Raw genomic sequence first — 24,385 nt, 5'->3', positions numbered from 1 at the left:
GCCAAAGTTACCTCCGGCGCCCCAGCAGCACTAGGTAGCTGCCCCGTCCAATGCGCTTGCGCGTATTGTTTTCGATTGCAGAGACGGGTCTGGGGGACGTCTGCTCTCGAGTCCATCGACCGGCTTCTGGTCAGTGGGACTGAACCGAGGTTACCCGGTGACTGCCGCAAAGTCACATCCCGGAGTCGCTTTTCTAACAAGTAGATAACGCTTGTCCCGGCGAATACCGCGCGGTTACTGGGGTTGCGCGGTCACAAAAATGTGAATCGCGACCTCGTTCGGCAGCTCCAGTCCGTCGTCGAAACCGTCCACCTTCACCGATACGTAGGAGCCGGCTGCCGAGAATGTGCCCGTCGCACCGGGCATGACGCCGGACTGCTTGAGCTGCAGCAGCAGCTCCGGGTCGAACTGCACGGGCTCGCCGAGGCGGCGGAGCACGGCCTGAACCGGCTCGGGGTTGCGGCTGACCAGGTCGACGATGCTCTCGACATCCGTCATGAATGGGGCCGCGGGCGGCTGGCCGAGCTCTTCGAGCCCGGGAATCGGGGTGCCGTAGGGCGATTCGGTGGGGAAGTTGAGGATCTCGAGCAGCTTGCGCTCGACCTGCTCGCTCATCACGTGCTCCCAGCGGCAGGCCTCGTCGTGCACGAGTTCCCACTCGAGGCCGATGACCTCAGAGAGCAGCACCTCGGCGAGGCGGTGCTTGCGCATCACGTGCACTGCCTTGCTCCGGCCGGCCTCGGTCAGCTCGAGGTGTCGGTCGCCAGAGACGACGACGAGTCCGTCGCGCTCCATGCGGGCGATGGTCTGCGACACGGTGGGACCGGAGTGGCCGAGCCGCTCCGAGATGCGCGCACGCAGAGGAACGATGTTCTCCTCTTCCAGATCCAGGATCGTTCGGAGGTACATCTCCGTGGTGTCGATGAGATCCGTCATTCGCGCCTCCCCGTTTTTAACTCACGCAGGCGTGCGCGACAAGAAGACGCGCACGCAGGTAACAAGACTACCCGCCCGGCAGGGCGCACCTAGACTTGTTGCATGCCGCAGATCACGATTCCCGCTTCCCTCCTGCCCGCTGATGGTCGATTTGGATGCGGGCCGTCCAAGGTTCGCCGCGAACAGCTCGACTACCTGGCCGGCGCCGGGGCCTCCATCCTCGGAACGTCGCACCGCCAGGCACCGGTCAAGGACATGGTCGGCCGGGTGCGCTCTGGCCTCAGCGAACTGTTCCGCGCGCCGGAGGGCTACGAGGTCGTTCTCGGCAACGGCGGCTCGACCGCGTTCTGGGATGCGGCATCCTTCGGCCTCATCGAGCGCCGCAGCCAGAACCTGAGCTTCGGCGAATTCGGATCGAAGTTCGCCACCGCCGCCGGCGCCCCGTGGCTCGAGGCCCCGGACGTGCGCAAGGCCGAGGCCGGCAGCATCGCCAGCGCCGAGGCCGTCGAGGGCGTCGACGTCTACGCCTGGCCGCACAACGAGACCTCGACCGGCGCCGCGGCCCCGGTCACGCGCGTCGTCGGCGACGCGGGCGCGCTCACCGTGATCGACGCGACCAGCGCCGCGGGCGGAATCGACTTCGAGCTCTCCGAGACCGACGTCTACTACTTCGCGCCGCAGAAGAACTTCGCCTCCGACGGCGGACTCTGGTTCGCACTGTTCTCCCCCGCCGCCATCGAGCGGGTCGAGCGCCTGGCCGCATCCGACCGCTACATCCCCGAGTTCCTCAGCCTGAAGAACGCCGTCGACAACTCGCGCCTCAACCAGACGCTGAACACCCCGGCGCTCTCCACCCTGCTGCTGCTCGAGAACCAGGTCGACTGGATCAACTCCAACGGCGGCCTGAGCTGGGCCGGCGCACGCACCGCGGAGTCCTCCGGCGTGCTCTACGACTGGGCCGAGAGCGTCGACTACGCGACGCCGTTCGTGACGGATGCCGCGCACCGCTCCCCCGTGGTCGTCACCATCGACTTCGACGACTCGATCGATGCCGCGGCCGTGGCCAAGGCGCTGCGCGCCAACGGCATCGTCGACACCGAGCCGTACCGCAAGCTCGGCCGCAACCAGCTGCGCGTCGCGACGTTCACCGCCATCGAGCCCGACGACGTCCGTGCACTCGTCGTCTCGATCGAGTACGTGGTCGGCCAGCTGCGCTAGCCCGTCGAGCGGGCCGCGCCAACTTGACGGGCCCGGTCCGCTCGCCACAGACTGGCCGTGATGCGATTCTGGTTGAAAGACAGTGAGCGTCGGCCAGATCCCGCGCCGGCACGGGCCGATGCGCGCAAAGCCGTGCTCGCCGGAACAGGCCTCTGGCTGATCGCACTCGTGCTGTGCCTGGTCTTCCTGCCGCAGCTGGACGCCGCTGGCTTCGCCTGGTGGCTCGGCTGCGCCGGGTTCGGTGTCGCCCTGGGCGTCATCGGACTCGTCGTCGTGCAGCAGCGGCGGCGCTAGCCGGCATCACCCCCCTCGACTCAACAAAAAGTGTCCCAAGACTCTCGTCTTGGGACACTTTTTTGTGATTCGCCTACGCGGAGCGCGGGAGGACGTTACTTCTCCGAGTCGGACCGATCGTCGTCGTCATCGTCGTCGTCCGACTCATCATCGTCGTCGTCGTCGTCATCGTCGTCGTCCGACTCATCGTCGTCGTCGTCATCGTCGTCGTCCGACTCGTCATCGTCGTCGTCATCATCGTCGTCTGACTCGTCGTCGTCATCGTCCGACTCGTCGTCGTCATCATCATCGTCCGTGGCCGGGACGTCGAGGTGATCGATGTCCAGGCCGTCGATGTCGCCGGCGTGCCGCCGCTGCTGCAGATCGTCGGCGTAGTCGTCGTCGAAGCCGTCGTCGGTGTCGTCGTCACCCTCGGCGTCGTCGCCGAACTCGCCATCGAGCTCGTCGCCCTCGTCGTCGGAGTCGGTCTGCTCGTCGTCGTGCGACAGCTGCGCCGCCTGGTAGTCGGCCAGACGCTCAGACCACGGCACCCACTCGGGAGCGAGCAGCGCGTGCTCACCGGGCATGAGCTCGGACTCGAGGACGGTCGGCTTCGTCTCGTCGCCGATGCGCGAGAGCGTCACGGTCCAGTGCCAGCCCGGGTACCCCGCGAGGCGGCACTCGAACAGCAGGGAGAGCACGTGGTCTTCTTCGGCGACGTGGCCGATGACACGGCCGATCGTCGCCGGCGCGGTGAAGTCGAGCAGTGCGGCGCGGGCCATGTCGACGGCCGCGAGCAGCACGTCGTCGGCCACCGGTGCCGGGCGTTCCGCTTCGGGCTCGGCCTCAGGCTCGGCGGCGGGCTCGGCTTCGAGCTCCGCGGTCAGCTCGTCGCTCGTCGCAACGGCCTGCTCTTCCGTCCGTTCCTCGGTCCGCTCTGCGGCATCCGTCTCGCTGTGCATGTCGCCCACGCTATGCGTCGAGTTCGTCGGCAACACGGCGCAGCATGGCCGCCGTGGTGGTCGCCTTGTGCCCCTCGGGGTACTTGCCGCGACGCAGCTCGGAACCGATGCCGTCGAGCCACTTGATGAGGTCTTCGACGAGCACGGCCATATCGTCGGCCTTGCGGCGCGAGGCCTTGGCCAGGCTCACGGGGGCATCGAGCACGCGTACCGAGAGCGCCTGCGCGCCCTTCTTGCCGTCGGCGATGCCGAATTCCAGGCGCGTGCCCGGCTTGACAGTGACGCCAGCGGGCAGTGCCGAGGCGTGCAAGAAGACTTCTTGGCCGTCATCTGAGCTGATGAAGCCGAAGCCCTTCTCGTCGTCGTAGAACTTGACCTTGCCGGTAGGCATATTGAACCTCACTGAGTGAAAACGCGGGCACACCGAATCGCGGCGTCGTCCAGCTCTTAGCTTATTGGGTTGCGACGCCTCCTGCCCCGTATCCTAGAGATTGTGAGCCCGCAGACACCCGAACCATCTCAGCGCCTCGAGCGCGTATTCGCCTATATGGTCGCCGCTGTCGTCGGGGCCTCAATACTCGCCTTCATCGCCGTGATGATCGGCACAGCAGCCGGGGCCGGAGCCGATGACGGTTTCAGCCAGGGCGTCTGGCCGTTCGTGTTCATGTTCCCGCTCATCGGCCTGCCGATCGGTTTTGTCCTGATCATCGCCCTCATGGTGGTCTCCAGCCTTCGCCGCAGCCGTGCGGCTCGAGAGAACAAACGGTAGCGACCATGCTCTCCCTCGCCGCACGACTTCGCGCACTCACCGATGAGCAGTTGGCGGCGAGCCTCGCCCTGCGCGAGTTCCCCGTCACGGGGGTGCGTGACTACTTCGACCTCGCCGAGGCCCTGCTCGCCCCCGAGTCGGTCCACGCCGCCCTGGCCACGCTCGACCGCACCAGGCTGGCCGTGCTGGCGGTGGCGGGCGACCTCATCGCCGAGGCCATCCCGGCGACGGAAGCGGCCTCGAGCGCAGACACGGCCGGTGGCCTCCTGGTCGCCGCGGATGCCGCGGCATCCGCCTCGGCCATCGCCGCCCGCCTCTCCGAACTTGGCCACAGCGCCGTCGACGCCGCGGAGGTGCGCGCGCGGGCCGAACGCCTGCACGAACTGCTGCTCGGCACGTTGAGCGAGAGCGCCGACGGCGAGGTGCAGTTCGCGCCGTTCGCCGCGGTCAGCGAGCAGCTGCGTGTCTGGCCCGCATCCGGGCTGCCCGGCACCGCCGAGCTCGCTTCCCCGGCACCGGCCAACGCCGACGATTCCCTCGTCGCCGCGGCCAGCAAGCCGGGCGCCGAGACCGCACGCGACCGGCTCGCCGCCGAGCACGCATTCAGCTCCACCGCGGTCGTCGCCGAGCTCGTCGCCGCGCTCATCCTCGATCCGGCCCGTGAGCTCGCCCGCGGCGGGCTCTCACTGCCCGACGCCAAGCGCCTCGCCCTGGCGGCGGGGATCGCCTTCGAAGAGGTCCCGCGCTATCTCGGGCTCGCGGAGCGCGCGGCGCTGGTCGAGCGGGAGGGCGCCCTCTGGCAGCACAGCGATGCCGGCGAGGCCTGGTTGCACGGCAGCGCCGCACAGCGCTGGCGGACCCTGGCCGAGGCTTGGCTGGGCGGGCTCGCCACCGATGTGCGTGCCCTGCTGGCGGAGCGCGCGCACGGCCCGTGGGGCGACTCGTTGCAGACCGCGGTGAGCTGGATCTTCCCCGCCGCCGGCGACACGCTGCAGCAGCGCATCGATGACCGCACCGCCGAGGCGGAGCTGCTCGGCATCACCGCCGACGGCGAGCCGAGCGCGGCCGGCAGTGCCCTGCTCGAGCAGGACGGCGCCGCCGCCGAGCAGGTCGTGGCCGACCTGCTGCCGCCCGAGGTGGCCACCGTGTACCTGCAGCAAGACCTGACCGCGGTGGCTCCCGGCCCCCTGACGCAGAGCGTCGACGCGCGCCTGCGCACCATGGCCGAGGTTGAGAGCCGCGAGCTGGCCTCGAGCTATCGGGTCACCGCGTCATCCATCAACCGTGCCTTGGCCGCCGGCGAGACGGCCGAGAGCATCCTCGCCTTCCTCGCCTCGATCTCGCTCACCGGGATTCCGCAGCCGCTGGACTACCTCGTCACCGAGTCGGCGGCGCGCTATGGCCGGCTGCGGGTGGGCCCGGCCGACGACGAGCTGTTCCAGAGCGCGATCCGCTCCGAGGACGTCGCGCTGATTCACACGGTGGCCGTCGACCAGGCTCTCTCGGCCTTCGGGCTGCAGCAGGGCGGGCCGCACCGGCTGCTCAGCCGCTTCGCGCCCGAGCTGCTGTTCTGGGCTCTCAGCGACGCCCGCTACCCGGTCGCGCTCGAGGATGCCGCCGGCGAGGTCGTGCACCTCACCCGGCGCCGGCCGCCGCGCGCCGAGGTTCCGGCCCCCGTGGACCCCCTGCCCGGGCTGATCGCGGCGCTGCGCGACTCCGACGCCGACACGGCGCCGACCGGCCAGGCCTGGCTGGCCCGGCAGATCGACCTGGCCATCCGCTCCAAGCACGCCCTCGTGGTGAGTGTGCGGATGCCGGGCGGCGAGGTCTCCGACTACCTGCTCGAACCGGCCAGCGTCGCCAACGGGCGCCTCCGCGCCCGCGACCGGCGGGCCGACATCGAGCGCACCCTGCCCCTGTCCAGCATCGCCGCCATCACCACCGCCTGAGCGCGGTAGGCACGCACACTCAGCCGGGCCGCGTAGACTCGGCGGTTATGTCGGATGGCCCCCTGATCGTTCAAAGCGACCGCACAGTTCTGCTCGAAGTCGCGCACCCCCTCGCCGAAGACGCCCGGCACGACCTGGCGGTGTTCGCCGAGCTGGAGCGCGCGCCCGAACACATCCACAGCTACCGGATCACCCGGCTCGGCCTGTGGAACGCCCGCGCCGCCGGCCACGACGCCGAGGACATGCTTGCCACGCTCGAGCGGTACTCGAAGTTCCCCGTTCCGCAGACGGTCTCGATCGACATCGTGGAGACGGTCGGCCGCTACGGCCGCCTCGTCATCGAGCGCAACGCCGACGGCGAGCTGGTGCTGCGCTCCTCGGATGTCGCCGTGCTCACCGAGGTCGCGAACGCGAAGAAGATCGCCCCCCTCCTGATCGGCCACCCGAGCCCGGACACGTTCAACATCGAACCGTGGGCGCGCGGCGCCCTCAAGCAGGAGCTGGTCAAGCTCGGCTGGCCCGCGGAGGACCTCGCCGGCTACACGCCGGGAACGCCGCATCCGATCGACCTGGCCGAGGACGGCTGGGCGTTGCGCGACTACCAGCAGAAGGCGGTCGACAACTTCTTCGCCGGCGGCTCCGGCGTCGTCGTTCTGCCCTGCGGCGCGGGCAAGACGCTGGTCGGCGCCGGCGCCATGGCCACCGCCAAGACGAACACCCTGATCCTGGTCACCAACACCGTCAGCGCACGGCAGTGGCGCGACGAGCTGTTGCGGCGCACCTCGCTCACCCCCGAGGAGATCGGCGAGTACTCCGGGCAGGTGAAGGAGGTCAAGCCGGTCACCATCGCGACCTACCAGATCCTCACCGCCAAGCGGAAGGGCGAGTACGCCCACCTCGCGCTGCTCGACGCCATGGACTGGGGGCTCGTGGTCTACGACGAGGTGCACCTGCTGCCGGCCCCGGTGTTCAAGCTGACCGCCGAGTTGCAGGCCCGCCGCCGGCTCGGCCTGACTGCGACGCTGGTGCGCGAGGACGGCCGCGAGAGCGATGTGTTCTCGCTGATCGGCCCGAAGCGCTTCGACGCCCCGTGGAAGGAGATCGAGGCCCAGGGCTTCATCTCCCCCGCCAACTGCTACGAGGTGCGCATCGACCTGCCGCAGCACGAGCGGCTGAGCTACGCGGCGGCGGCGGATGACGAGCGCTACCGTCTGGCCTCGACGGCCCCGGCCAAGCTCGGCGTCGTCAAGCAGCTGGTCGCCAGGCACCCCGGCGAGCGCATCCTCGTGATCGGCCAGTACCTCGACCAGATCGACGAGCTCTCCGACGCCCTCCGGGCGCCGAAGATCACCGGGGCGACCCCGGTCGACGAGCGCGAGCAGCTGTTCCAGGCGTTCCGCGAGGGATCGATCGAGGTGCTCGTGGTCTCCAAGGTCGCCAACTTCTCGGTGGACCTGCCCGAGGCGACGGTGGCCATCCAGGTGTCCGGCTCGTTCGGCTCCCGGCAGGAGGAGGCCCAGCGCCTCGGCCGCCTGCTGCGACCGAAGGAGTCCGGCCTGACCGCGAGCTTCTACTCGCTGGTCGCGCGCGACACCGTCGACCAGGACTTCGCGCAGAACCGTCAGCGCTTCCTCGCCGAGCAGGGCTACAGCTACACGATCCTCGACGCGCACGCACTGGACGCAGCGGAGACCGACGCCGCATAGCGGACGCGGCCGCCGCTAGCTGGCGCGCTCGTAGCGCAGGAGCAGCAAGTCGTCGGCGGGGTAGGCGTGCAGCAGCCGCATCCGTCGTGGGGCCTCGACCACGCCCCGGGCGATGCGCCCGGCCTCCCCGCCGAGCAGCAGCGGGCTGAGGCTCAGGCAGAGCTCGTCGACGACGTCCGCGGCGATGAGTTCGCCGAAGAGGTGCGGCCCGCCCTCGCAGAGGATCTGCGGCATCCCCCGCTCCGCCAAGGCCTGCACGAGCAGCTCCGGCTCGACCGAGACCTCGCCGCAGTCGATCACCTCGGCGACCTCGGCGAGCGCCCGCCGCCGCTCGGCCGGGGCCGCCGCGTGGGTCAGCACCAGCGGGCGCACCACGGCCTCGGCGAAGAAGGGGTGCTCCGGCGGCAGATCGAGCGACGACGACACGACGGCAAGCGGCGGCTGCTCGCTCAGCCAGTTCTCCTCCCGCCAGGCGATGGCCTCCGCGGGGAGCTGCATGCCGCCGTAGCCCTCTGTCCTCACCGTGCCGGCTCCAACCACGATGACGTCGGCGAGCGTGCGCAGCACCGTCATCGCCGCCCGGTCTGCCGCATTGCCGAGTCCGCCGCTTCGCCCCCCGCGAGTCGCCGCCCCGTCCAGGCTCGCCACGAAGTTCACGCGCAGGCGCGGTGCCATCCGCTCCGGCAGCGCGTAGGCCTCGAAGAGCTGTCGGTTCGACGGCCCGGTCACGTTTCCTCAATCATGAACATTGAACTCCCCCAAGTTGTGCTTCAGATGGTGTGGCGCCCGTAGGCCCAGTATGGCCTCAGTCATCCGCACGGAGGCGACACTTTGGGTAACGTTATGCATCCGCACGATGCGGGCGCCGGCCAGGATGCAGGCGACCATCGCCGCGAGGGAGCCCTCCACCCGTTCCTCCCGCCGGGCGTTGATGCTCTCGCCGATGAAATCCTTGTTCGAGACGGCGACGAGAACCGGGTGTCCGAGTGCCGTCAGCTCGCCGAGCCGCCGGGTGATCTCCAGGCTCTGCAGCGTGTTCTTGTTCAGGTCGTGGCCGGGGTCGATGACGATGCGCTCCTCCGGCACCCCGAGGGAGATCGCCAGGTCGACGCGTCGCAGCAGGAAGTCGGCGACCTCGGTCATCACGTCGTCGTAGTGCGGGCGCGGGTACTGCGTGCGCGGGCTGGCCAGGCTGTGCGTGATCACCAGGGTGGCGTCGCTGTCGGCGACAACCTCGGCCAGCTTCGGGTGGTGCAGGCCCGTCGTGTCGTTGACCACCGTCGCCCCGGCCGCGATACCACGCCGGGCGACCTCGGGATGGAAGGTGTCGACGGAGATCACGCAGTCGGATGCCGCGCGGAGCGCCTGCACGACGGGCAGCACGCGCGCGCACTCCTCCTCGACGGGCAGTTCCGGCCCGGGCGAGAACGGCACCCCGCCGATGTCAACCCAGTCGGCGCCGGCCGCCACCGCCGCCAGGGCGGCCTGGACGGCGCTCTCCAGCGCGAAGGTCGCGCCCCGGTCGTAGAACGAATCCGGTGTGCGGTTCACCACCGCCATCACGGCCACCTGGCGCGAGAAGTCGAAACGCCGGTCGCCGATCTGCCGCAGCGGATGCCGCAGCGTCGGCTGCGGGAAGCCCGAGCCCGCCGGCGGGGCGGGGCGGACCCCCGGGAGGCTCACGCCGTGACCCCGGCGACGCCGGGCACCCCGGCCCGCAGCGAATCGAGCGGCACGGCGGGGTCGGCCAGCCGGACGGCGTCCACCTGCACCTCGTCGCGGATCAGCGCCTGAACGGTCTCGTTCACGTCCCACACGTTGACGTTCATGCCGGCCACCACCCGGCTCTCCCGCAGCCAGAAGGCCAGGAACTCCCGCTTCTCGAGGTCGCCGCGCAGCACCAGCTCAGCCCCATTCATCAATATGCCGTAGCCGGAATACTCCATGCCGAGGTCGAACTGGTCGGTGTAGAAGTACGGGATCTTCATGTACTCGACCCGCCTGCCCGCCATCGATCCGCCGGCGGCGAGGCCGGCGTCCCTGGCCGTGGCCCAGTGCTCGACCCGCAGCGAGCGTGCGATCACGGGGTGGAACACATTCGCGACGTCGCCGGCCGCGTACACGTCGGGGTGCGAGCTGCGGAAGCCCTCGTCGACGACGATGCCGTTCTCCACGGTGAGGCCTGCTGTCTCCGCGAGCTCGGCGTTCGGCAGCGAGCCGACCCCGACGACCACGACGTCTGCCGGGATCAGCTCGCCGCCCTCCAGCCGCACCCCGGTGGCCACCCCGTTGTTGCCCTCGATAGCCACCACCGAGCTGGAGTTGCGGAGATCGACGCCGTTGGCCCGGTGCAGCGCATCGAACACCATGCCGATCTCCGGCCCGATCGCGTACTGCAGCGGCACGGCTTCCCGCCCGAGCACCGTGACGTCGTTGCCGTAGCCGCGGGCAGCAGATGCCGTCTCCAGGCCGATCCAGCCGGAGCCGATGATCACCACCCGTCGGCCGCCGGGCGCGAGTGCCGCGGCGAGCGCCTCTGACTCGCCGACCGTGCGCAGGTAGTGCACGCCGGCCAGCTGCGCGCCCGGGCCGGGGAAGCGGCGGGAGCGGGCGCCGGTGGCGAAGAGCAGCTTGTCGAATCCCACGACGCCGCCACCATCGAGGGTGAGGCTGTGCGCCTCGATCGAGAGCCCGGTCGCCGCTTGCCCGCGCAGCACGCGGATGTCGTGCTCCTCGTACCAGCCGTCGTCGTGCACGAAGATGCTCGAGCGCTGGGCGCTGCCGATCAAGTACTCCTTCGAGAGCGGCGGGCGGATGTACGGGTACTCCGCTTCCCCGGCGATGATGCTCACGCGGCCGGTGAAGCCGGCATCCCGCATGCCCTCGGCGGCACTCGCGGCGGCCAGGCCCCCGCCGATGATCACGAAGTGGTCCCGCTCGCCGGAATCCAACATGCTCATGATCAGTTCCCTTCCTCCAGGGCGGCCCCGATGCCGCTCAACGTCAGAAACTCGGCCCTGGCCGTGCGGTCGCTGCGCAGCTCGCCGTGCCAGGCGCTCGTCGTGGTGCGGGTGCCGGAGACCCTGACGCCCCGTGCCGCCATGCACTGGTGCTCCGCCTGGAGCACAACGCCGACCCCGCGCGCGCCGAGCTCCTCCTGCAGCCAGTCCGCCACCTGCTGGGTGAGGCGCTCCTGCACCTGCAGCGCGTGGGAGAAGTACTCGAGGATTCGCGCGAGTTTGGAGAGGCCGATGATGCGCTCCCCCGGCAGATAGCCGATGTGCGCCGTGCCATGGAAGGGCAGCAGGTGGTGCTCGCAGAGGGAGGTGAATGGGATGTCGCGCACCAGCACAAGCGAGTCGTAGCCGGCCTCGTTCTCAAAGGTCGTCGCGGTGAACTCGCCCGGCGTGAGCATCTCGATGAGGGCGTCCGCCACCCGGCGCGGGGTGTCGGCGAGATGCGGGGCATCCGGGTCCCGGCCCAGCGCCTGCAGCAGTTGAGCCACCGCCGCTATCGCCAGTTCGCGATCCGGCGCGGGCCGGGCCGCGACCGCGTGCACCATGCCGCGCTCCGGCGAGTCCTCGTCATCGAACGCGGTGACGAGAGCGGCATTCTGTCTGGGCATCGTGTCCCTTTCCCTGCGTAGGGCCTCGGGGTGAGGCTAGATCGCTCGGTGGCACTCGTCAATGGCCCGCGCATGCTGCTGCCTGCCGACCACGGCGCACCCGCCGTCTATAACCGTCTGTCCCGAGAATAGATCGCCAAAAGTCTTGCGTCAAGATCTATTTGTTTTAGAATTGGGGCATGCCACCACCGCCCTCACCCCTGCCCGAGCGCATCAGCGCGGTCGCCGCGCTGGATGACCCGGCCCGCCGGGCGCTCTACGAGCTGGTCACCCAGGGCGCGCAGCCGATCGGCCGCGATGCCGCGGCCGCGGCGCTCGGCCTCAGCCGCAGCACGGCGGCCTTCCACCTGGACAGGCTGGCCGAGGCTGGCCTGCTCGCCGTCGAGTTCCGGCGCCTCAGCGGCAAGACGGGCCCGGGCTCCGGCCGCCCGGCCAAGTTGTACAGCCGCGCCCCCGGCGAGCTCAGCGTCAGCCTGCCGGCCCGCCACTACGACCTCGCCGGGGAGCTCATGGCGGCGGCCATCGGCGAGTCCAGCGCGAGCGGAGAGCCCGTGCTCGAGGCGCTGGCCCGCGTCGCCTCGCAGGCCGGGCGCGCGATCGGGGCGGCATCCGGCGACCTGGGCAGTGCGCTCGAAGCGAACGGATTCGAGCCACAGGAGCAGGGCGATGGCGGGATCGTGCTCGGCAACTGCCCGTTCCATCGGCTCGCCCAGGCCCACACCGCGGTGGTCTGCTCGCTGAACTACCAGCTGCTGTGCGGCGTTGCGGAGGGCGTCGGCGACGCGCGCCACACAATCATCGCCGACCCGGATGCCGGCGAGTGCTGCGTCCGCGCGGTCCCCGTCGCGGACTCCCCCTCAATAGACACACAGGAAAGCTACAGCTAACGCGCAGATACTGTGACCATGACCGATGGACCTCGCATTCTCATTGTTGACGACGAGCCCAACATCAGGGATCTCCTCACCACCAGCCTGCGCTTCGCCGGCTTCGCCGTGCGTGCCGTCGGCAACGGCGCCCAGGCGATCTCCGCGGTGCTGGAGGAAGAGCCGGACCTGATCATCCTCGACGTCATGCTGCCCGACATGAACGGGTTCGGCGTGACCAAGCGCCTCCGCTCGGCCGGATACACGGCCCCCATCCTCTTCCTCACCGCGAAGGACGACACGGAGGACAAGATCACCGGCCTCACCGTCGGTGGCGATGACTACGTGACCAAGCCGTTCAGCCTCGACGAGATCGTGGCCCGCATCAAAGCGATCCTGCGACGCACCATGCACGCGGAAGAGGACGCCATCATCCGCACCGGCGAGCTCACCATGGATCAGGACACGCATGAGGTCCTGGTCGGCGACGAGCCGATCGAGCTCTCCCCCACCGAATTCAAGCTGCTGCGCTACCTGATGCTGAACCCGAACCGCGTGCTCTCCAAGGCGCAGATCCTCGACCACGTCTGGGAATACGACTTCAACGGCGACGCCGGCATCGTGGAGAGCTACATCTCCTACCTGCGCCGCAAGCTGGACCAGCACTCCAGCGAGCCGCTGATCCAGACGAAGCGCGGCTTCGGCTACATGCTCAAGTCCAAGGGCTGAGACCTGCCCGGCCCGTTGCCCGCGCCGAGCGGCCTGAGGAGCAGCCCGGCTGTTGCTCAGGCTGTCTTCATAGACTGAAGGCCTCATGCACCAGTCACTCTCCGAACGTTGGAACCGCGTCTCGTTGCGCACCAAAATCACCGGTGTGACGGTCTTGATGCTCACACTCGGCCTGCTGGTTGCCGGCATCGGCACGATGACGATGCTGCGCGTCTACGTGCTCGCCCAGATGGATGCCCGGCTCGCCACGACCGCGGCGTCGCAGAGCACCATCGAACAGCTCGTCACGGTCAGCTGCGAGCCGACGCTCAACACCACGCGCGAGCGCATGTCCTCCGAGTACTTCGTCGCGATCTTCGACGACACCGGAAAGCTCTGCAACTACAACTGGAAGGACCGCCCGGCCGACGAGCTGCCGGTTCCCACCTTCCCGCTCGACCTGGCGACCATGATCAAGGCCGAGGGCCGGGTCTTCGACCTGACCGACAAGCTGGACAACACCACCTTCCACGCCGTCGCCGTGCCGGTGACCCTCAGCAACGGCCCAGACGGCACCATGGGGGTGGCCCTGGTCGCCGTCTCGCTCGCGGAGACCGAGAAGACCCTCGCCACGTACCTGTCGATCTTCTTGGGCTTCGGCGTCGGAGTCATCATCCTCGGCGCCCTCATCACCCGGATGCTGGTGACCAGCACCTTCGCGCCACTGCGCGAAGTGGAGCGCACCGCCGCCGCCATCGCCGACGGAGACTTCAGCCAGCGACTCGGCGGGGCCACCCCGAACACCGAGGTCGGCCGGCTGAACCGCTCGCTGAACACCATGCTCAACCGCATCGACCGGGCGTTCAAAGACCGCGCCCGCACCATCGACCAGATGCGTCGTTTCGTCGGCGACGCCAGCCACGAGTTGCGCACCCCGCTCGTGTCGGTGCGCGGCTACGCGGAGCTGTACCGGATGGGCGCACTGCAGACCCCGGAAGAGGTCGCGCAGGCTATGGAGCGCATCGAGAAGGAGGCCATCCGCATGGGCGGGCTGGTCGAGGACCTGCTCGAGCTTGCACGCCTGGACGAGACCAAGCCGCTGGCGCTGGCCCCCGTCGACCTCGTGCCGCTGGCCAGGGATGCGGCGCTGGACGCGATGGCGTCCTCGCCCGGCCGCACCATCACCGTGCTCACTCCCTCGCCGGCCGAGCGGGCCAACACCGGCGAGGTCGCCCCGGTGCTCACCCACCCCGCCGCGCCGGAGGGGGTCAGCAACGCCACCGGCCCGATCGCCTTCGCCGGCGCCACCCTGGCCAGGCTGCGCAGCCGCAGGCCCCGGCGCCCCGGCGCCGAGACCCCGCTCAGCGCGGCCATCACGGCGGGACCGATCGAGGACGAACGCTCCGTCATGGTTTTGGCCGAGGAGAACAAGATCCGCCAGGTCTTCACGAACCTGCTCGGCAACGCGATGCGCTTCACCCCGGTGGAGAGCCCCATCGAGATCAGCGTGAGCCTGGACCGCAACACCGAGCGCGCCTCGTTCGCGATCATCGACCACGGTGAGGGCATCCCGCCGCAGATCCGGGAGAAGATCTTCCAGCGCTTCTGGCGTGCCGACACCTCCCGCGCCCGGGAGACCGGGGGCAGTGGCCTCGGCCTGGCCATCGTGTCCTCGATCGTGGCGGCGCACAACGGCACCGTCGACGTCGTGGAGACGCCGGGCGGCGGCGCCACGTTCCGGGTCAACCTACCGTTGGCCGATTCGGCCGCCGCGCCGAAGACGGTCACCCCCGCCGAGACCCGCTAGCCCGGCCGCGCCGCTGCCGCGACCCGCGCCGCTGTGCACAGCGGCGCCAGCGGCGTCCGTTCTGCACAGCGCCCGCTGCGGGCACCCGGCACCCCCTGCGCCCGCCTAGCCTCGCTGCAGGGCGGCCCTCCGGTGCCGCCAGGACAGGAGCAGAACATGTCGCAGTTCAGCGTCGACAGCGAGCAGATCATCGCCACCTCGAACGTGGTGCAGGCCGGCATCGAGCGGCTGCGGGCGGAGGCACACAGCCTCACAGCGCAGGTGACCAACCTCCAGGGCGCGTGGGCAGGGCAGGCCTCGAGCGCGTTCCAGGCCGCCGCGGGCGACTGGCGCACCATGAACCTGCAGGTCGACGCGACGCTCGCCGCCCTGGCCCAGTCGCTGGGCTCGGCCGGCGTGCAGTACGCCGAGATCGAGCAGGCCAACGCCCGGTTGTTCCTGCGCTAGCCCACCGTGCCGTTGAGGTTGGCGACGATGGCCGCCGCGAAATCGGCGATGTTGTCGCGGCCCACACGGATGTCAACACCGTCCGGATACATGATCTGCTCCGGCAGGTAGGCCGTGAGGCTCAGCTGCACCCAGTTTCCGCCGAACCGGATGTCGGCGGTGCAGGCCTCCTCTGGCACCCCGCAGCGAATGACTGCTGCGTCCCCCGCCCGCAGCCCGGGGACGGTGTCGGCCGTGATCGAGCCGGCGGCCTTCCACCTCTCGTTAAGCGCGTCGAACCCCCACCCGCCGCCCGGGAGGTAATCGAAATAGCCGATGCCGCTGTCGGAGTCCGCCATGTTGAGATGGCAGCGCTGCGCGCCGGTCTCGTTCATCCCGTGGTTGAACTGCCCGACGCGCGGCCCGTCCCAGAAGACGCCGACCGAGAAGGGCGCCGCCGCCGCGAACTCCTCCGCCTGGGCATCGCTGAGGAAGTCGGTGCACTGGTCGGGCAGCGGCAGTACCGTTGTCGGCACCGTCCAGCGCGGCGGAGCCTCGGGTTCGGCGGAGAGCGTCTGGACGAGGGCGTCCGTCAGCGGAGTGATGAGCTCGACCAGCTCGCCGTCATTCGACGTTTCAGCGGCCCCGACCCCGGTGATGGTGAGGTCGACCCACGCCGTGCCGACAAGGGCCTGGAAGAAGCAGGACTCGATTTCGGCGACACAGCGCGGCCCCAGCGCGTTCTCGCTGTGGGCAAACGGAATCTCCTGCCCGCCGCTGTACGTCTCCGCATAAGCCTGCCACGGGGTCTCGCCGTCCGGCACAACCGTCAGGTGCACACCGCGGTAACCCTTCACGCTGGCGGACTCCCACGGCTGCAGGGTCTGCTCATTCGCCCAGACGCAGTTCACGGAGCCCAGCTGCAACAGGGAGACGGCAACGGGACCGTTGGAACTGTGATCGAATCCGATCGGCCGCAGCGAGACCTCCTCGGCGAACACCGGTGCGAGGAGCGCGGGCGGCACCAGCTCGTCGCAGTCGGCCGCCAACCGGGCACTCGGCGCCGACTCGATCGGGGCCGCGGAGGGGGATTCGCTCGGCTGTGGCCGTTCGCTCGGCGGGGCGGTCGACCCAGGCGCCGGTTGTCCGGCGCAGGCTGACAGGAGCAGCGCGATCCCGAGCGCAGCACCCGACATCGACCAGCGCCCCACGCGCGTGTAAGCGCCATTCTGTGATCCAGCTGACTGCCTCATGCGCGAACTGTATCGTTCGCGCGCGACCGCCGCCAGTGTGTGCCCGAAACCGGCTGGAACGCAGAAGCCGGGCGCCTCCCGAAGGAGACGCCCGGCTCAGTTACTGCGAGGTTGTTGCGCGGGGACTTAGAAGTCCATGCCGCCCGACGGGTCACCCATCGGGGCCGGGTTCTTCTCCGGCTTGTCGGCAACGACGGCCTCGGTGGTGAGGAACAGACCAGCGATCGACGATGCGTTCAGCAGCGCGGAGCGGGTGACCTTCACCGGGTCGTTGATGCCAGCAGCGAGCATGTCAACGTACTCACCGGTTGCGGCGTTGAGGCCGTGACCGACGGGCAGGTTGCGCACCTTGTCCGCGACAACGCCCGGCTCGAGGCCGGCGTTGAGGGCGATCTGCTTGAGCGGGGCGTCGATTGCAACGCGCACGATCTGGGCACCGGTTGCCTCGTCACCCGTGAGGGCGGCGATGGCAGCGCCTTCGAAGGCGGTCTTGCCGGCCTGGATCAGGGCGACGCCACCACCGGCGACGATGCCCTCTTCGACGGCAGCCTTCGCGTTGCGAACGGCGTCCTCGATGCGGTGCTTGCGCTCCTTGAGCTCAACCTCCGTTGCGGCACCGGCCTTGATGACTGCAACGCCACCGGCCAGCTTGGCCAGGCGCTCCTGCAGCTTCTCGCGGTCGTAGTCGCTGTCGGTGTTCTCGATCTCGGCGCGGATCTGCGCGACGCGGCCAGCGATGGCCTCGACGTCGCCGGCACCCTCGACGATGGTCGTCTCGTCCTTGGTGATGACAACCTTGCGGGCCTTGCCCAGCAGGTCGAGGGTGGCGTTCTCGAGCTTGAGACCGACCTCCTCGGAAATGACCTGGCCACCGGTGAGGATGGCGATGTCCTGCAGCTGCGCCTTGCGGCGGTCGCCGAAGCCGGGGGCCTTGACGGCAACCGACTTGAAGATGCCGCGGATCTTGTTGACGACGAGCGTCGCGAGAGCTTCTCCGTCGACGTCCTCAGCAATGATGAGGAGTTGCTTGCCGGTCTGGATGACCTTGTCGACGATCGGCAGCAGGTCCTTGATGTTGCTGACCTTGCCGTTGACGATGAGGATGTAGGGGTCTTCGAAGACCGCTTCCTGACGGTCGGGGTCGGTCACGAAGTATGCCGACAGGAAGCCCTTGTCGAAGCGCATGCCCTCGGTGAGCTCGAGCTCGGTTCCGAAGGTGTTCGACTCCTCGACGGTGACAACACCCTCCTTGCCCACCTTGTCGATGGCCTCGGCGATGATGGCGCCGATCTCGGCGTCTCCGGCGGAGATGGAAGCGGTCGCGGCGATCTCTTCCTTCGTCTCGACCTCCTTGGCGTTGGCGACGAGCTCGGCGATGACCGCAGCGGTCGCCTTCTCGATGCCGCGCTTGAGGCTGATGGGGTCGGCGCCGGCTGCGACGTTGCGCAGGCCCTCGCGGACCAGGGCCTGTGCAAGCACGGTGGCGGTGGTGGTTCCGTCGCCGGCGACGTCATCGGTCTTCTTGGCGACCTCCTTGACGAGCTCCGCGCCGATCTTCTCGTACGGGTCGTCGAGCTCGATCTCCTTGGCGATGGAGACGCCGTCGTTGGTGATCGTGGGGGCGCCCCACTTCTTCTCCAGAACGACGTTGCGGCCGCGCGGGCCGAGGGTCACCTTGACGGTGTCGGCCAGAATGTTGAGGCCACGCTCAAGGCCGCGACGGGCCTCTTCGTTGAAAGCAATGATCTTTGCCATGTGTGATTCTCGTCCCTTCCCGGACGTTCCCAAGACTTTGGATTTAGCACTCAGGTGTTGCGAGTGCTAAGCCAATTCTGGCACTCGGATGCCGAGAGTGCAAGCGAGCCGGGGGCACTCCCGGCGACCGCTAGGGAATGATCTCCACGCCGCCGGAGCTCGGCACCAGCTCGACCCAGGTATTCCCGGGCGCCAGTGTGATCGGCGTGCCCAGATCGCTGACGAGCCGGATGCTCCCGGCCGGGGAATCCTTGCGCCAGACGCCGTGCACGGTGCTTCCGCCGCTGGACACCCAGGCCTCCCCCGCGCCGATCATCAGGGTGCGCGGGATGTCCTCGAAGCTGTACTCGTCGATCTCGACGAGCAGCGTCACGACGTTGCTCGCCCGCAGCTGTGCGCCGGCTGCGTCCAGGTCGGGCTCGCCCTCCTGCGAGCGCAGCCAGCTGGCGCCCGCGGCGTCCCAGCCCCAGCTCGGCCACCGGGCGTCCGAGAAGCGCAGCTGCACGACCGAGTTGGCGGTGCCCTCTGTCACGGATGTCGGCACGCCGGCGCCCTCTGCGTACTCGAACTGCGCCGCCGGCGGCGGGAGCAGGGCGTTGCGCCGCACCAGCTCCGCGGCGTGCACAATGACGTCGTGCGGCGACTCGTGCACGTCGTCGCGGTAGAACAGGCCCGTGTCGTCGAAGTCGAATACGGCGTTGACCACGGGGGTGTTCATCATCATGTCGACGAAGACCTCCTGGCCGCCGGAATAGGCGATGATGCCGCCGAAGGGCGTGACGATGTCGGGGTCCATCGGGCGCACCGAGCGCACCGGGCCGATCTCGTCGGGCAGATCGGAGTGCCAGATGGCGACGTAGCGGGTGAGGCCGCCCTCGACGAGCTCCTCGAACACGATGTCGGTGCGCTCGAGGCCCAGCTGCGGCCGCGCACCCTCGTGGTTGTCGATCTTCGCGGCCAGCGCCGGGCGCTCGTCGGCGCCCTCGGCCGCGATCGTGCCGCGCAGCGGGGCCAGCACGGCCGGTGGCGGCGTCGGCCGTGCGGTCTGAGTGGGCCGGGGCGTCGGGCCGGGCGCCGCGAGCTGTTCCTCGGCGGCGCAGCCAGCGGTGCCGAGCAGCAGGCCGGCGGCCAGGGTGGCGGCAGCCCAGCGTGCTGCGGTCGGCATCCGGAATAGCGTGGCGATACTCACCCTGCACAGACTAGGGCCGTGCAGCAGGGCGGCGCCGGACGCCAGGCCCGGTGTGTCGCCGGGCCGCTGCTACTCGGCCGGCTCGTCGATGGCCGGGTAGTTGGCGCCGATGACGACGACGAGCGAGGCCTCGCCGAGGTCGACGAAGTCCTGCGAGAGCGCGATGCCGGCGCCGGGGATCGACAGTGCGGCGCCGAGGGCCGCCCCCTCCAGTGACGGGTCGCTGTAGTAGACGGTCGACACGGCCACGTCTTCGGTTGCGGCGTTGGAGCGGGTCGTCACGTTCCAGCCGGCGGCGGCGAGGGTGTCGCCGGCCGCGGCGGCGAGCCCGGCCCGCTCGGTGCCGTTCAGCACGGTCACGGCCAGGGCGGGGTCGACGGTGGGCTGCACGGCGGGAACCTCGGACTCGACGGGTGCGGGCTCAGAGCTCTGCGGGGAGGCAGCGGGGCCGGTGCCGTTCGCGAGGTTGCCGTTCAGCACGAACAGCGCGACGACTCCGGCACCGACCAGGACGACGGTCGCCAGCGCCGCCCAGGCGAAGGCAACCCAGCCGCGGCCCCGCTTGCGCGGCACGCGGTGGGCGCCGACGCGCTGCAGGTTGCTGGGGATCTCGTCGAAGCGATCGTGTTGGAACGAAGTTGCCATAGTGAGTGTGCCTGGCCTGATCTCTCTGGGTTGCTTCCGTCTGGTGTGATTCGGTCTGGTGTGGTTCGGGGCCGCGCCGGAGCGGCTGGCCGGCCTGCGTGCTGCCGGGTTTTGCCCGCGCGTGCGCTGGCCGCTACACCGTGCCCTGCCCGCCGAGGGAGCGCCGGGCCCGGGCCTCGGCCCTGGCCGTGCGCATGCGCAGCAGGCGCTTGACGAGCATCGGATCGTGGGCGAGCGCCGCAGGGCGGTCGATGATGGAGCCGAGCACTTGATAGTACCGTGCCGCCGACAGGCCGAGCTCGGAGCGGATCGCCTGCTCCTTGGCGCCGGCATGCTTGAACCAGTGGCTCTCGAAGGCCAGGATGGCCAGTTCGCGCTCGCTCAGTGCCTCGCCGTCGGCACCCGGGTCCGAGGCGGCGTCGTGCGGGGCCGAGCCATCCGACTGATCCATCGCCGTGCCCCTCTCTGCCGCGCCTCGCGCGGTCAATCCGCCTCAAGCTTTGTCGGGCCCATCATAGGCAGTACAGATTGGAACTCCCGTTGAGGCGATGGGCGGTTCGTCATCCGGAATGTCGCAGCCCCGCAGGGTGTTGCATGGAGAGCGGATGACGGCGGACACCGGAGCGGGCGGTCCTGCCCGCTCGGGCACACTGCTTAAAATGTCCTCGGGGCCCCGCGGCCCCGCATGAACGAGGAGGAACGCCATGGGCTACGAAGTGAACAAGAGCGATGACGAGTGGCGGGCCGAGCTCGGCGAGGAGGAGTTCGCCGTGCTGCGCCAGGCAGCGACCGAGCGTCCCTGGACCGGCCAGCTGCTCGATGAGGAGCGCGCCGGCGTCTACACCTGCGGCGCGTGCAACGCCGAGCTGTTCCAGAGCGGAACCAAGTTCGACTCCGGCTGTGGCTGGCCGAGCTTCTACGAGTCGGTGCGCCCGGAGGCCGTCGAGCTGATCGAGGACGACACCCTGGGCATGAGCCGCACCGAGGTGCGCTGCGCCGCCTGCGGCTCCCACCTCGGCCACGTCTTCCCCGACGGCTTCGGCACCCCGACCGGCGACCGTTACTGCATGAACTCGATCGCCCTCAACTTCACCGCCGCCGACACTCCCCCCACCGCGTAGCTCCGCATGTCGAACTCGCTCGACTCCCCCGTTCCCCCGCCCGTGCTCGCTGCGGCCCAGGCCCGGCGTTCCCACTCCAAGGTCACCGAGGACGCGCCGAGCACGGCAGAGCTCGAGCGGTTGCTGGGCGCGGCCGGCCGCGTGGCCGACCACAGTGCGCTGCACCCGTGGCGCCTGATCGCGCTGCGCGGCGAGTCCAGGGCGCGTCTCGGGCGGGCGCTGGCCGACGCGGCGGGGCTGCACGGCTCGGGCGCCGCGTCGCTGGCGGCCAAGCCGATGCGTGCACCGCTGCTCATCGCCGTCGTGTCGAGCCCGCAGCCCAGCCACAAGGTGGCCGAGTGGGAGCAGGAGGCCGTCGCATCCGGGGTCGCCCACATGCTGAGCCTGCTGCTGCACGAGGCGGGCTGGGGCGTGATGTGGCGCACCGGGCCGCACACCCGCAGCAAGGCGGTGGCGGCCATGCACGGTCTCGCCCCGGGCGAGAAGCTGCTCGGCTGGCTCTACGTCGGCGGCATCCCGGACCGGCTGGGCAGCTCGCACGACAAGCGCGCGCCCCTTGAGCACCGGCTCAGCACGCTCGAGAGCTGAGCGGCGGCGACTGCGGCGGCGCAACCGCGGTCAGCGGCGGCGCGCGAAGCCCCCGCTGGCGATGACCACCGCGACGAGGGCGAGCGCGGTCCCGGCGATCGTCGAGAGTGCGACGTCCTGGCCGTGCAGCACCAGGTCGATCGCGAGTGCGGCGATGAGCTGGCCGGCGATGGTGGCCAGGCCGAGCAGCAGCACGCCGGTCACCCGCACCAGGGCCGCCTGCACGGCGATGAAGATGCAGCCGAGCGCCCCGCCGATGTACAGCCACGGCTCGCTCGGGTAGCTGCTCGGCCAGCCGGCCAGCACGTTGTGCACCAGCGCGATCGCGACGAGGGCGATGCTGCCGATGAGGAAGTTGATCAGGGTCGCCGACAGGGCGCTGCCGGCGACGGCCCGTACCCGGCCGTTGACGGCCTGCTGCCACCCGACGAAGACTCCGGCGACCAGCGGCATCAGGAGCATCCAGATCGGCACCTCGCCGCCCAGTTGCGCCGAGACCGCCCAGCCGACGGCGACGAGGGTGAGCACCGATCCGATCAGGCGGCTGAGCGTCAGCTGTTGCCGGCCACCCGGGCCAAGCCCGATCCGGTCCAGCACGAGGCCGCTGACGGTCTGCCCGGCGACGATGGCCACCGTGAACAGGGCGACGCCGAGCACGGCAGCGGTCAGCCCCTGCGAGGCGACGAGGAGCGCGCCGCCGAGACCGCCGAGCACCATCCAGGGGCGCAGCACCCGCTCGCCCTGCTCGTTCCGGCGGAGCGCCCGCACCACCCGCGCCAGGCCGACCCGGCCGGGGCGCCAGAAGCAGAGCACGACGAACATGATCAGGAAGCCGGAGCCGAACGAGATTGCCGCGGCCGTGAAACCGTCGTCGAGGCGGAGGCCGAGCTCGCCGTTGATGCGCGACTGCAGGGCGATCAGCGCGCCGCAGGCGGTGCCGACCAGCATGGCGAGCCAGGTGGGGACGTGGCGGTGCGTCGGGGCGCCGGAGTCGGGGCGGGCGGGGGCGCTGGAGGCGGATTCCGCAGTCGTCGGCATCCGGGAAGAACTCATCGCTCCAGCCTAGGCCGCGCCGGAGTCGGCACTAGACGCAGCAGACTTACGCCGCCTTGGCCCTCCGCCACGAGTTCAGCCAGCCGCTCGCGACCACGACGGCGATGAGGGCGACGAGCGTGCCGCCGATCGTGGAGAACGCGACCGCCTGGCCGGGCACGGCGAGGTCGAGAAGCAGCGCGGCGACGAGCTGGCCGGAGACCGTCGCCAGGCCGAGCAGCAGCACGCCCGTCACCTTGACGAGCACCGTCTGCACGGCGATGAGCAGGCAGCCGATCGCCCCGCCGATGTAGAGCCAGGGCTCGGTCGGGAACTCGGCCGGCCAGCCGACCACGGCGTTGCGCACCAGCGCGATGGCGATCAGTGCGGCGCTGCCGACGATGAAGTTGATCAGCGTGGCGCTCTGCGCGCTGGCCGCCACCGCCCGCACCTGGCCGTTGACGGCCTGCTGCCAAGCTGCGAGCGCGCCGGCGATGAGCGGCATGATGAGCATCCAGAACGGCACGTCGCCGCCCAGCTGCGCCGACACCGCCCAGACGACGGCGGCCAGTGCCAGCAGCGATCCGATCAGGCGGTCGGCGGTCAGCGGCCGGTGCCCGCCGGGCGCGAGGCCGACGCGGTCGAGCACGATTCCGCTGATCGTCTGGCCGGCCACGATCGCCACCGTGAAGAGGGCGACGCCGAGCACGGCAGCGGTCAGGCCCTGCGAGGCGACGAAGAAGGCGCCGGCGAGACCGCCGAGCAGCATCCACGGCTTCAGCTCCCGCTCCCCCCGCTCGTTCGGGCGCAGCGCCCGCGCGACGCGGCCGAGCCCGACCCGGCCCGGCTTCCAGAAGCAGAGCACGATCAAGAGGATCGCGAGGCCGGAGCCGAAGGAGATCGCCGCCGCGGTGTAGCCGTCATTGAGTTGCCGCCCGAGCTCGCCGTTGATGCGCGACTGCACCGCGAGCAGCGCGCCGCTCACCGTCGCGGCGACGATCGCCAGCCACATCGGGAAGCGCCGGCGGGCCCGACCCTCGGTGGACGAGCCGGGCTCGGAGGGGCCGGGCACGGGAACAGGCTCTGACGTCACCGCCCAAGCCTAGATCCGATCACCCGGAGGAGGCGTGAGGCATTCCCCGACACCTCGAGACGCCGCGACGGCGCGCACTACCTTTGTGCCATGAACGCGGGGTTCGGAGCGACCTGGCTCTCCATCGTCACGTGGGTGTTCACCGCCCTGCTGCTGGCGCTCGCGCTGGTGTCGACGCAGGCCGGGCTGCAGACGCCAGCACCCGGGGTAACGCGGCGCGGGCCTGCGCCGGGTCTGCCGATGTCGATCCATCGGCAGCTCTCACGAGTGCCGCATCGACGTGCAGAGCTCGATCAGTGCGGAGCGAGAAGGTTTCGAGGGTGGAATTGCGTACAGGGCCGGCTGCGGGACTTGAACCCGCAACCCCCGCTTTACAAGAGCGGTGCGCTACCAATTGCGCCAAGCCGGCGTGAGTGTTGTGCTCCAGCTGGAACACGACTCGGACTAACAATAACCGCTCGCCG

The 24,385-nt window shown here is 69.9% G+C and carries 25 protein-coding genes and 1 tRNA gene; 11 read left to right on the top strand and 15 right to left on the bottom strand.

Features of this window, described 5'->3' with window-relative positions:
- Positions 1–234: 234 nt before the first annotated feature.
- Complete coding sequence (locus GY24_RS04510; RefSeq protein WP_104474553.1) at positions 235–936, bottom strand: metal-dependent transcriptional regulator; 702 nt, start codon at positions 934–936, stop codon at positions 235–237.
- Between the two features lie 102 nt (positions 937–1,038).
- Between GY24_RS04510 and serC the strand changes: the two genes are divergently transcribed.
- Entirely contained in the window at positions 1,039–2,154 is a 1,116-nt protein-coding gene (serC, locus tag GY24_RS04505; RefSeq protein WP_104474552.1) for a phosphoserine transaminase, read from the top strand.
- A 60-nt stretch (positions 2,155–2,214) separates the two neighbouring features.
- Entirely contained in the window at positions 2,215–2,448 is a 234-nt protein-coding gene (locus GY24_RS04500; protein WP_083364832.1) for a DUF2530 domain-containing protein, read from the top strand.
- 95 nt (positions 2,449–2,543) lie between these two features.
- Here GY24_RS04500 and GY24_RS04495 read toward each other — a convergent pair whose 3' ends face one another.
- Complete coding sequence (locus GY24_RS04495; RefSeq protein WP_104474584.1) at positions 2,544–3,389, bottom strand: DUF3027 domain-containing protein; 846 nt, start codon at positions 3,387–3,389, stop codon at positions 2,544–2,546.
- A 10-nt stretch (positions 3,390–3,399) separates the two neighbouring features.
- On the bottom strand, positions 3,400–3,780 hold the full coding sequence (locus GY24_RS04490; protein ID WP_104474551.1) for a cold-shock protein: 381 nt from the start codon (positions 3,778–3,780) through the stop codon (positions 3,400–3,402).
- A gap of 102 nt (positions 3,781–3,882) precedes the next feature.
- Here GY24_RS04490 and GY24_RS04485 point away from each other — a divergent pair, with 102 nt between their 5' ends.
- The 3 genes from GY24_RS04485 to GY24_RS04475 are packed head-to-tail and all read left to right on the top strand — an operon-like array spanning position 3,883 to position 7,813.
- Positions 3,883–4,158, top strand: a complete 276-nt coding sequence (locus GY24_RS04485; RefSeq protein ID WP_233279192.1) for a hypothetical protein — start codon at positions 3,883–3,885, stop codon at positions 4,156–4,158.
- Positions 4,159–4,163: 5 nt separating this feature from the next.
- Positions 4,164–6,107: a helicase-associated domain-containing protein gene (locus GY24_RS04480; protein ID WP_104474550.1), complete on the top strand. Its 1,944-nt coding sequence runs from the start codon at positions 4,164–4,166 to the stop codon at positions 6,105–6,107.
- Positions 6,108–6,154: 47 nt separating this feature from the next.
- Positions 6,155–7,813: a DNA repair helicase XPB gene (locus GY24_RS04475; protein WP_104474549.1), complete on the top strand. Its 1,659-nt coding sequence runs from the start codon at positions 6,155–6,157 to the stop codon at positions 7,811–7,813.
- A gap of 15 nt (positions 7,814–7,828) precedes the next feature.
- Here the strand turns inward: GY24_RS04475 and GY24_RS04470 are convergent, their stop codons facing one another.
- Genes GY24_RS04470 through folE form a run of 4 tightly spaced genes read right to left on the bottom strand, consistent with a single transcriptional unit; the run spans position 7,829 to position 11,375 of the window.
- On the bottom strand, positions 7,829–8,542 hold the full coding sequence (locus tag GY24_RS04470; RefSeq protein WP_233279191.1) for a pyrimidine reductase family protein: 714 nt from the start codon (positions 8,540–8,542) through the stop codon (positions 7,829–7,831).
- 6 nt (positions 8,543–8,548) lie between these two features.
- The gene (gene folP / locus GY24_RS04465; protein ID WP_104474548.1) at positions 8,549–9,496 is read right to left on the bottom strand and encodes a dihydropteroate synthase; all 948 of its coding nucleotides are present in this window, start codon (positions 9,494–9,496) and stop codon (positions 8,549–8,551) included.
- Positions 9,493–10,773 (bottom strand): NAD(P)/FAD-dependent oxidoreductase, encoded by a 1,281-nt coding sequence (locus tag GY24_RS04460; protein ID WP_233279190.1) that lies wholly within the window; start codon positions 10,771–10,773, stop codon positions 9,493–9,495. The genes folP and GY24_RS04460 overlap by 4 nt, the downstream gene beginning before the upstream one ends.
- A 2-nt stretch (positions 10,774–10,775) precedes the next feature.
- Positions 10,776–11,375, bottom strand: coding sequence for a GTP cyclohydrolase I FolE (gene folE, locus GY24_RS04455; protein ID WP_104474581.1), 600 nt, complete (start codon positions 11,373–11,375; stop codon positions 10,776–10,778).
- Positions 11,376–11,617: 242 nt separating this feature from the next.
- On the opposite strand from folE, the gene GY24_RS04450 reads away from it, so the two are divergent.
- The 4 genes from GY24_RS04450 (at position 11,618) to GY24_RS04435 (ending at position 15,266) form a co-directional block, all read left to right on the top strand.
- On the top strand, positions 11,618–12,325 hold the full coding sequence (locus tag GY24_RS04450; RefSeq protein ID WP_104474547.1) for a helix-turn-helix transcriptional regulator: 708 nt from the start codon (positions 11,618–11,620) through the stop codon (positions 12,323–12,325).
- Between the two features lie 18 nt (positions 12,326–12,343).
- On the top strand, positions 12,344–13,033 hold the full coding sequence (locus GY24_RS04445; RefSeq protein WP_047411850.1) for a response regulator transcription factor: 690 nt from the start codon (positions 12,344–12,346) through the stop codon (positions 13,031–13,033).
- Between the two features lie 85 nt (positions 13,034–13,118).
- Entirely contained in the window at positions 13,119–14,819 is a 1,701-nt protein-coding gene (locus GY24_RS04440) for a sensor histidine kinase (RefSeq protein WP_104474546.1), read from the top strand.
- A 156-nt stretch (positions 14,820–14,975) separates the two neighbouring features.
- Positions 14,976–15,266: a WXG100 family type VII secretion target gene (locus tag GY24_RS04435; protein ID WP_104474545.1), complete on the top strand. Its 291-nt coding sequence runs from the start codon at positions 14,976–14,978 to the stop codon at positions 15,264–15,266.
- On the opposite strand, the gene GY24_RS04430 is transcribed toward GY24_RS04435, so the two are convergent.
- The 5 genes from GY24_RS04430 to GY24_RS04410 form a co-directional block, all read right to left on the bottom strand.
- On the bottom strand, positions 15,263–16,246 hold the full coding sequence (locus GY24_RS04430) for a hypothetical protein (RefSeq protein ID WP_133161110.1): 984 nt from the start codon (positions 16,244–16,246) through the stop codon (positions 15,263–15,265). The two genes, GY24_RS04435 and GY24_RS04430, sit on opposite strands and share 4 nt — an antisense overlap.
- Before the next feature lie 378 nt (positions 16,247–16,624).
- A complete protein-coding gene (gene groL, locus GY24_RS04425; protein WP_104474543.1) occupies positions 16,625–18,253 on the bottom strand; it encodes a chaperonin GroEL in 1,629 nt (542 codons plus the stop codon).
- Positions 18,254–18,383: 130 nt separating this feature from the next.
- Entirely contained in the window at positions 18,384–19,442 is a 1,059-nt protein-coding gene (locus GY24_RS04420) for a DUF3048 domain-containing protein (RefSeq protein WP_133161109.1), read from the bottom strand.
- Between the two features lie 69 nt (positions 19,443–19,511).
- Positions 19,512–20,087, bottom strand: a complete 576-nt coding sequence (locus tag GY24_RS04415; RefSeq protein ID WP_104474541.1) for a LytR C-terminal domain-containing protein — start codon at positions 20,085–20,087, stop codon at positions 19,512–19,514.
- 133 nt (positions 20,088–20,220) lie between these two features.
- Entirely contained in the window at positions 20,221–20,538 is a 318-nt protein-coding gene (locus GY24_RS04410) for a DUF3263 domain-containing protein (protein ID WP_083364845.1), read from the bottom strand.
- A gap of 253 nt (positions 20,539–20,791) precedes the next feature.
- Here GY24_RS04410 and msrB point away from each other — a divergent pair, with 253 nt between their 5' ends.
- Together msrB and GY24_RS04400 are read left to right on the top strand one after the other, a co-directional pair.
- Entirely contained in the window at positions 20,792–21,208 is a 417-nt protein-coding gene (gene msrB / locus GY24_RS04405) for a peptide-methionine (R)-S-oxide reductase MsrB (protein ID WP_104474540.1), read from the top strand.
- Positions 21,209–21,214: 6 nt separating this feature from the next.
- On the top strand, positions 21,215–21,796 hold the full coding sequence (locus GY24_RS04400; protein WP_104474539.1) for a nitroreductase family protein: 582 nt from the start codon (positions 21,215–21,217) through the stop codon (positions 21,794–21,796).
- 30 nt (positions 21,797–21,826) lie between these two features.
- Here the strand turns inward: GY24_RS04400 and GY24_RS04395 are convergent, their stop codons facing one another.
- The 3 genes from GY24_RS04395 to GY24_RS04385 all read right to left on the bottom strand — a co-directional run bounded on the left by GY24_RS04395 (position 21,827) and on the right by GY24_RS04385 (position 24,330).
- On the bottom strand, positions 21,827–22,849 hold the full coding sequence (locus tag GY24_RS04395) for a DMT family transporter (RefSeq protein ID WP_233279188.1): 1,023 nt from the start codon (positions 22,847–22,849) through the stop codon (positions 21,827–21,829).
- Positions 22,850–22,895: 46 nt separating this feature from the next.
- Positions 22,896–23,921, bottom strand: a complete 1,026-nt coding sequence (locus tag GY24_RS04390; RefSeq protein ID WP_233279187.1) for a DMT family transporter — start codon at positions 23,919–23,921, stop codon at positions 22,896–22,898.
- Positions 23,922–24,257: 336 nt separating this feature from the next.
- Positions 24,258–24,330, bottom strand: a tRNA-Thr gene (locus tag GY24_RS04385).
- Positions 24,331–24,385: the final 55 nt, after the last annotated feature.

The organism is Microterricola pindariensis (genome assembly GCF_002936985.1).
Taxonomy (GTDB): Bacteria; Actinomycetota; Actinomycetes; order Actinomycetales; family Microbacteriaceae; genus Microterricola; species Microterricola pindariensis.
Note: the sequence above shows the minus strand (reverse complement) of the source record. Positions and strands in the feature narration are given on the sequence as shown.

Coding starts and splice junctions, on each gene's coding strand:
- GY24_RS04510 (WP_104474553.1), bottom strand. CDS start 936: ATGACGGATCTCATCGACACCACGGAGATGTACCTCCGAACGATCCTG.
- serC (WP_104474552.1), top strand. CDS start 1,039: ATGCCGCAGATCACGATTCCCGCTTCCCTCCTGCCCGCTGATGGTCGA.
- GY24_RS04500 (WP_083364832.1), top strand. CDS start 2,215: ATGCGATTCTGGTTGAAAGACAGTGAGCGTCGGCCAGATCCCGCGCCG.
- GY24_RS04495 (WP_104474584.1), bottom strand. CDS start 3,389: ATGCACAGCGAGACGGATGCCGCAGAGCGGACCGAGGAACGGACGGAA.
- GY24_RS04490 (WP_104474551.1), bottom strand. CDS start 3,780: ATGCCTACCGGCAAGGTCAAGTTCTACGACGACGAGAAGGGCTTCGGC.
- GY24_RS04480 (WP_104474550.1), top strand. CDS start 4,164: ATGCTCTCCCTCGCCGCACGACTTCGCGCACTCACCGATGAGCAGTTG.
- GY24_RS04475 (WP_104474549.1), top strand. CDS start 6,155: ATGTCGGATGGCCCCCTGATCGTTCAAAGCGACCGCACAGTTCTGCTC.
- GY24_RS04460 (WP_233279190.1), bottom strand. CDS start 10,773: ATGAGCATGTTGGATTCCGGCGAGCGGGACCACTTCGTGATCATCGGC.
- folE (WP_104474581.1), bottom strand. CDS start 11,375: ATGGTGCACGCGGTCGCGGCCCGGCCCGCGCCGGATCGCGAACTGGCG.
- GY24_RS04450 (WP_104474547.1), top strand. CDS start 11,618: ATGCCACCACCGCCCTCACCCCTGCCCGAGCGCATCAGCGCGGTCGCC.
- GY24_RS04445 (WP_047411850.1), top strand. CDS start 12,344: ATGACCGATGGACCTCGCATTCTCATTGTTGACGACGAGCCCAACATC.
- GY24_RS04440 (WP_104474546.1), top strand. CDS start 13,119: ATGCACCAGTCACTCTCCGAACGTTGGAACCGCGTCTCGTTGCGCACC.
- GY24_RS04435 (WP_104474545.1), top strand. CDS start 14,976: ATGTCGCAGTTCAGCGTCGACAGCGAGCAGATCATCGCCACCTCGAAC.
- groL (WP_104474543.1), bottom strand. CDS start 18,253: ATGGCAAAGATCATTGCTTTCAACGAAGAGGCCCGTCGCGGCCTTGAG.
- GY24_RS04415 (WP_104474541.1), bottom strand. CDS start 20,087: ATGGCAACTTCGTTCCAACACGATCGCTTCGACGAGATCCCCAGCAAC.
- GY24_RS04410 (WP_083364845.1), bottom strand. CDS start 20,538: ATGGATCAGTCGGATGGCTCGGCCCCGCACGACGCCGCCTCGGACCCG.
- msrB (WP_104474540.1), top strand. CDS start 20,792: ATGGGCTACGAAGTGAACAAGAGCGATGACGAGTGGCGGGCCGAGCTC.
- GY24_RS04400 (WP_104474539.1), top strand. CDS start 21,215: ATGTCGAACTCGCTCGACTCCCCCGTTCCCCCGCCCGTGCTCGCTGCG.
- GY24_RS04395 (WP_233279188.1), bottom strand. CDS start 22,849: ATGAGTTCTTCCCGGATGCCGACGACTGCGGAATCCGCCTCCAGCGCC.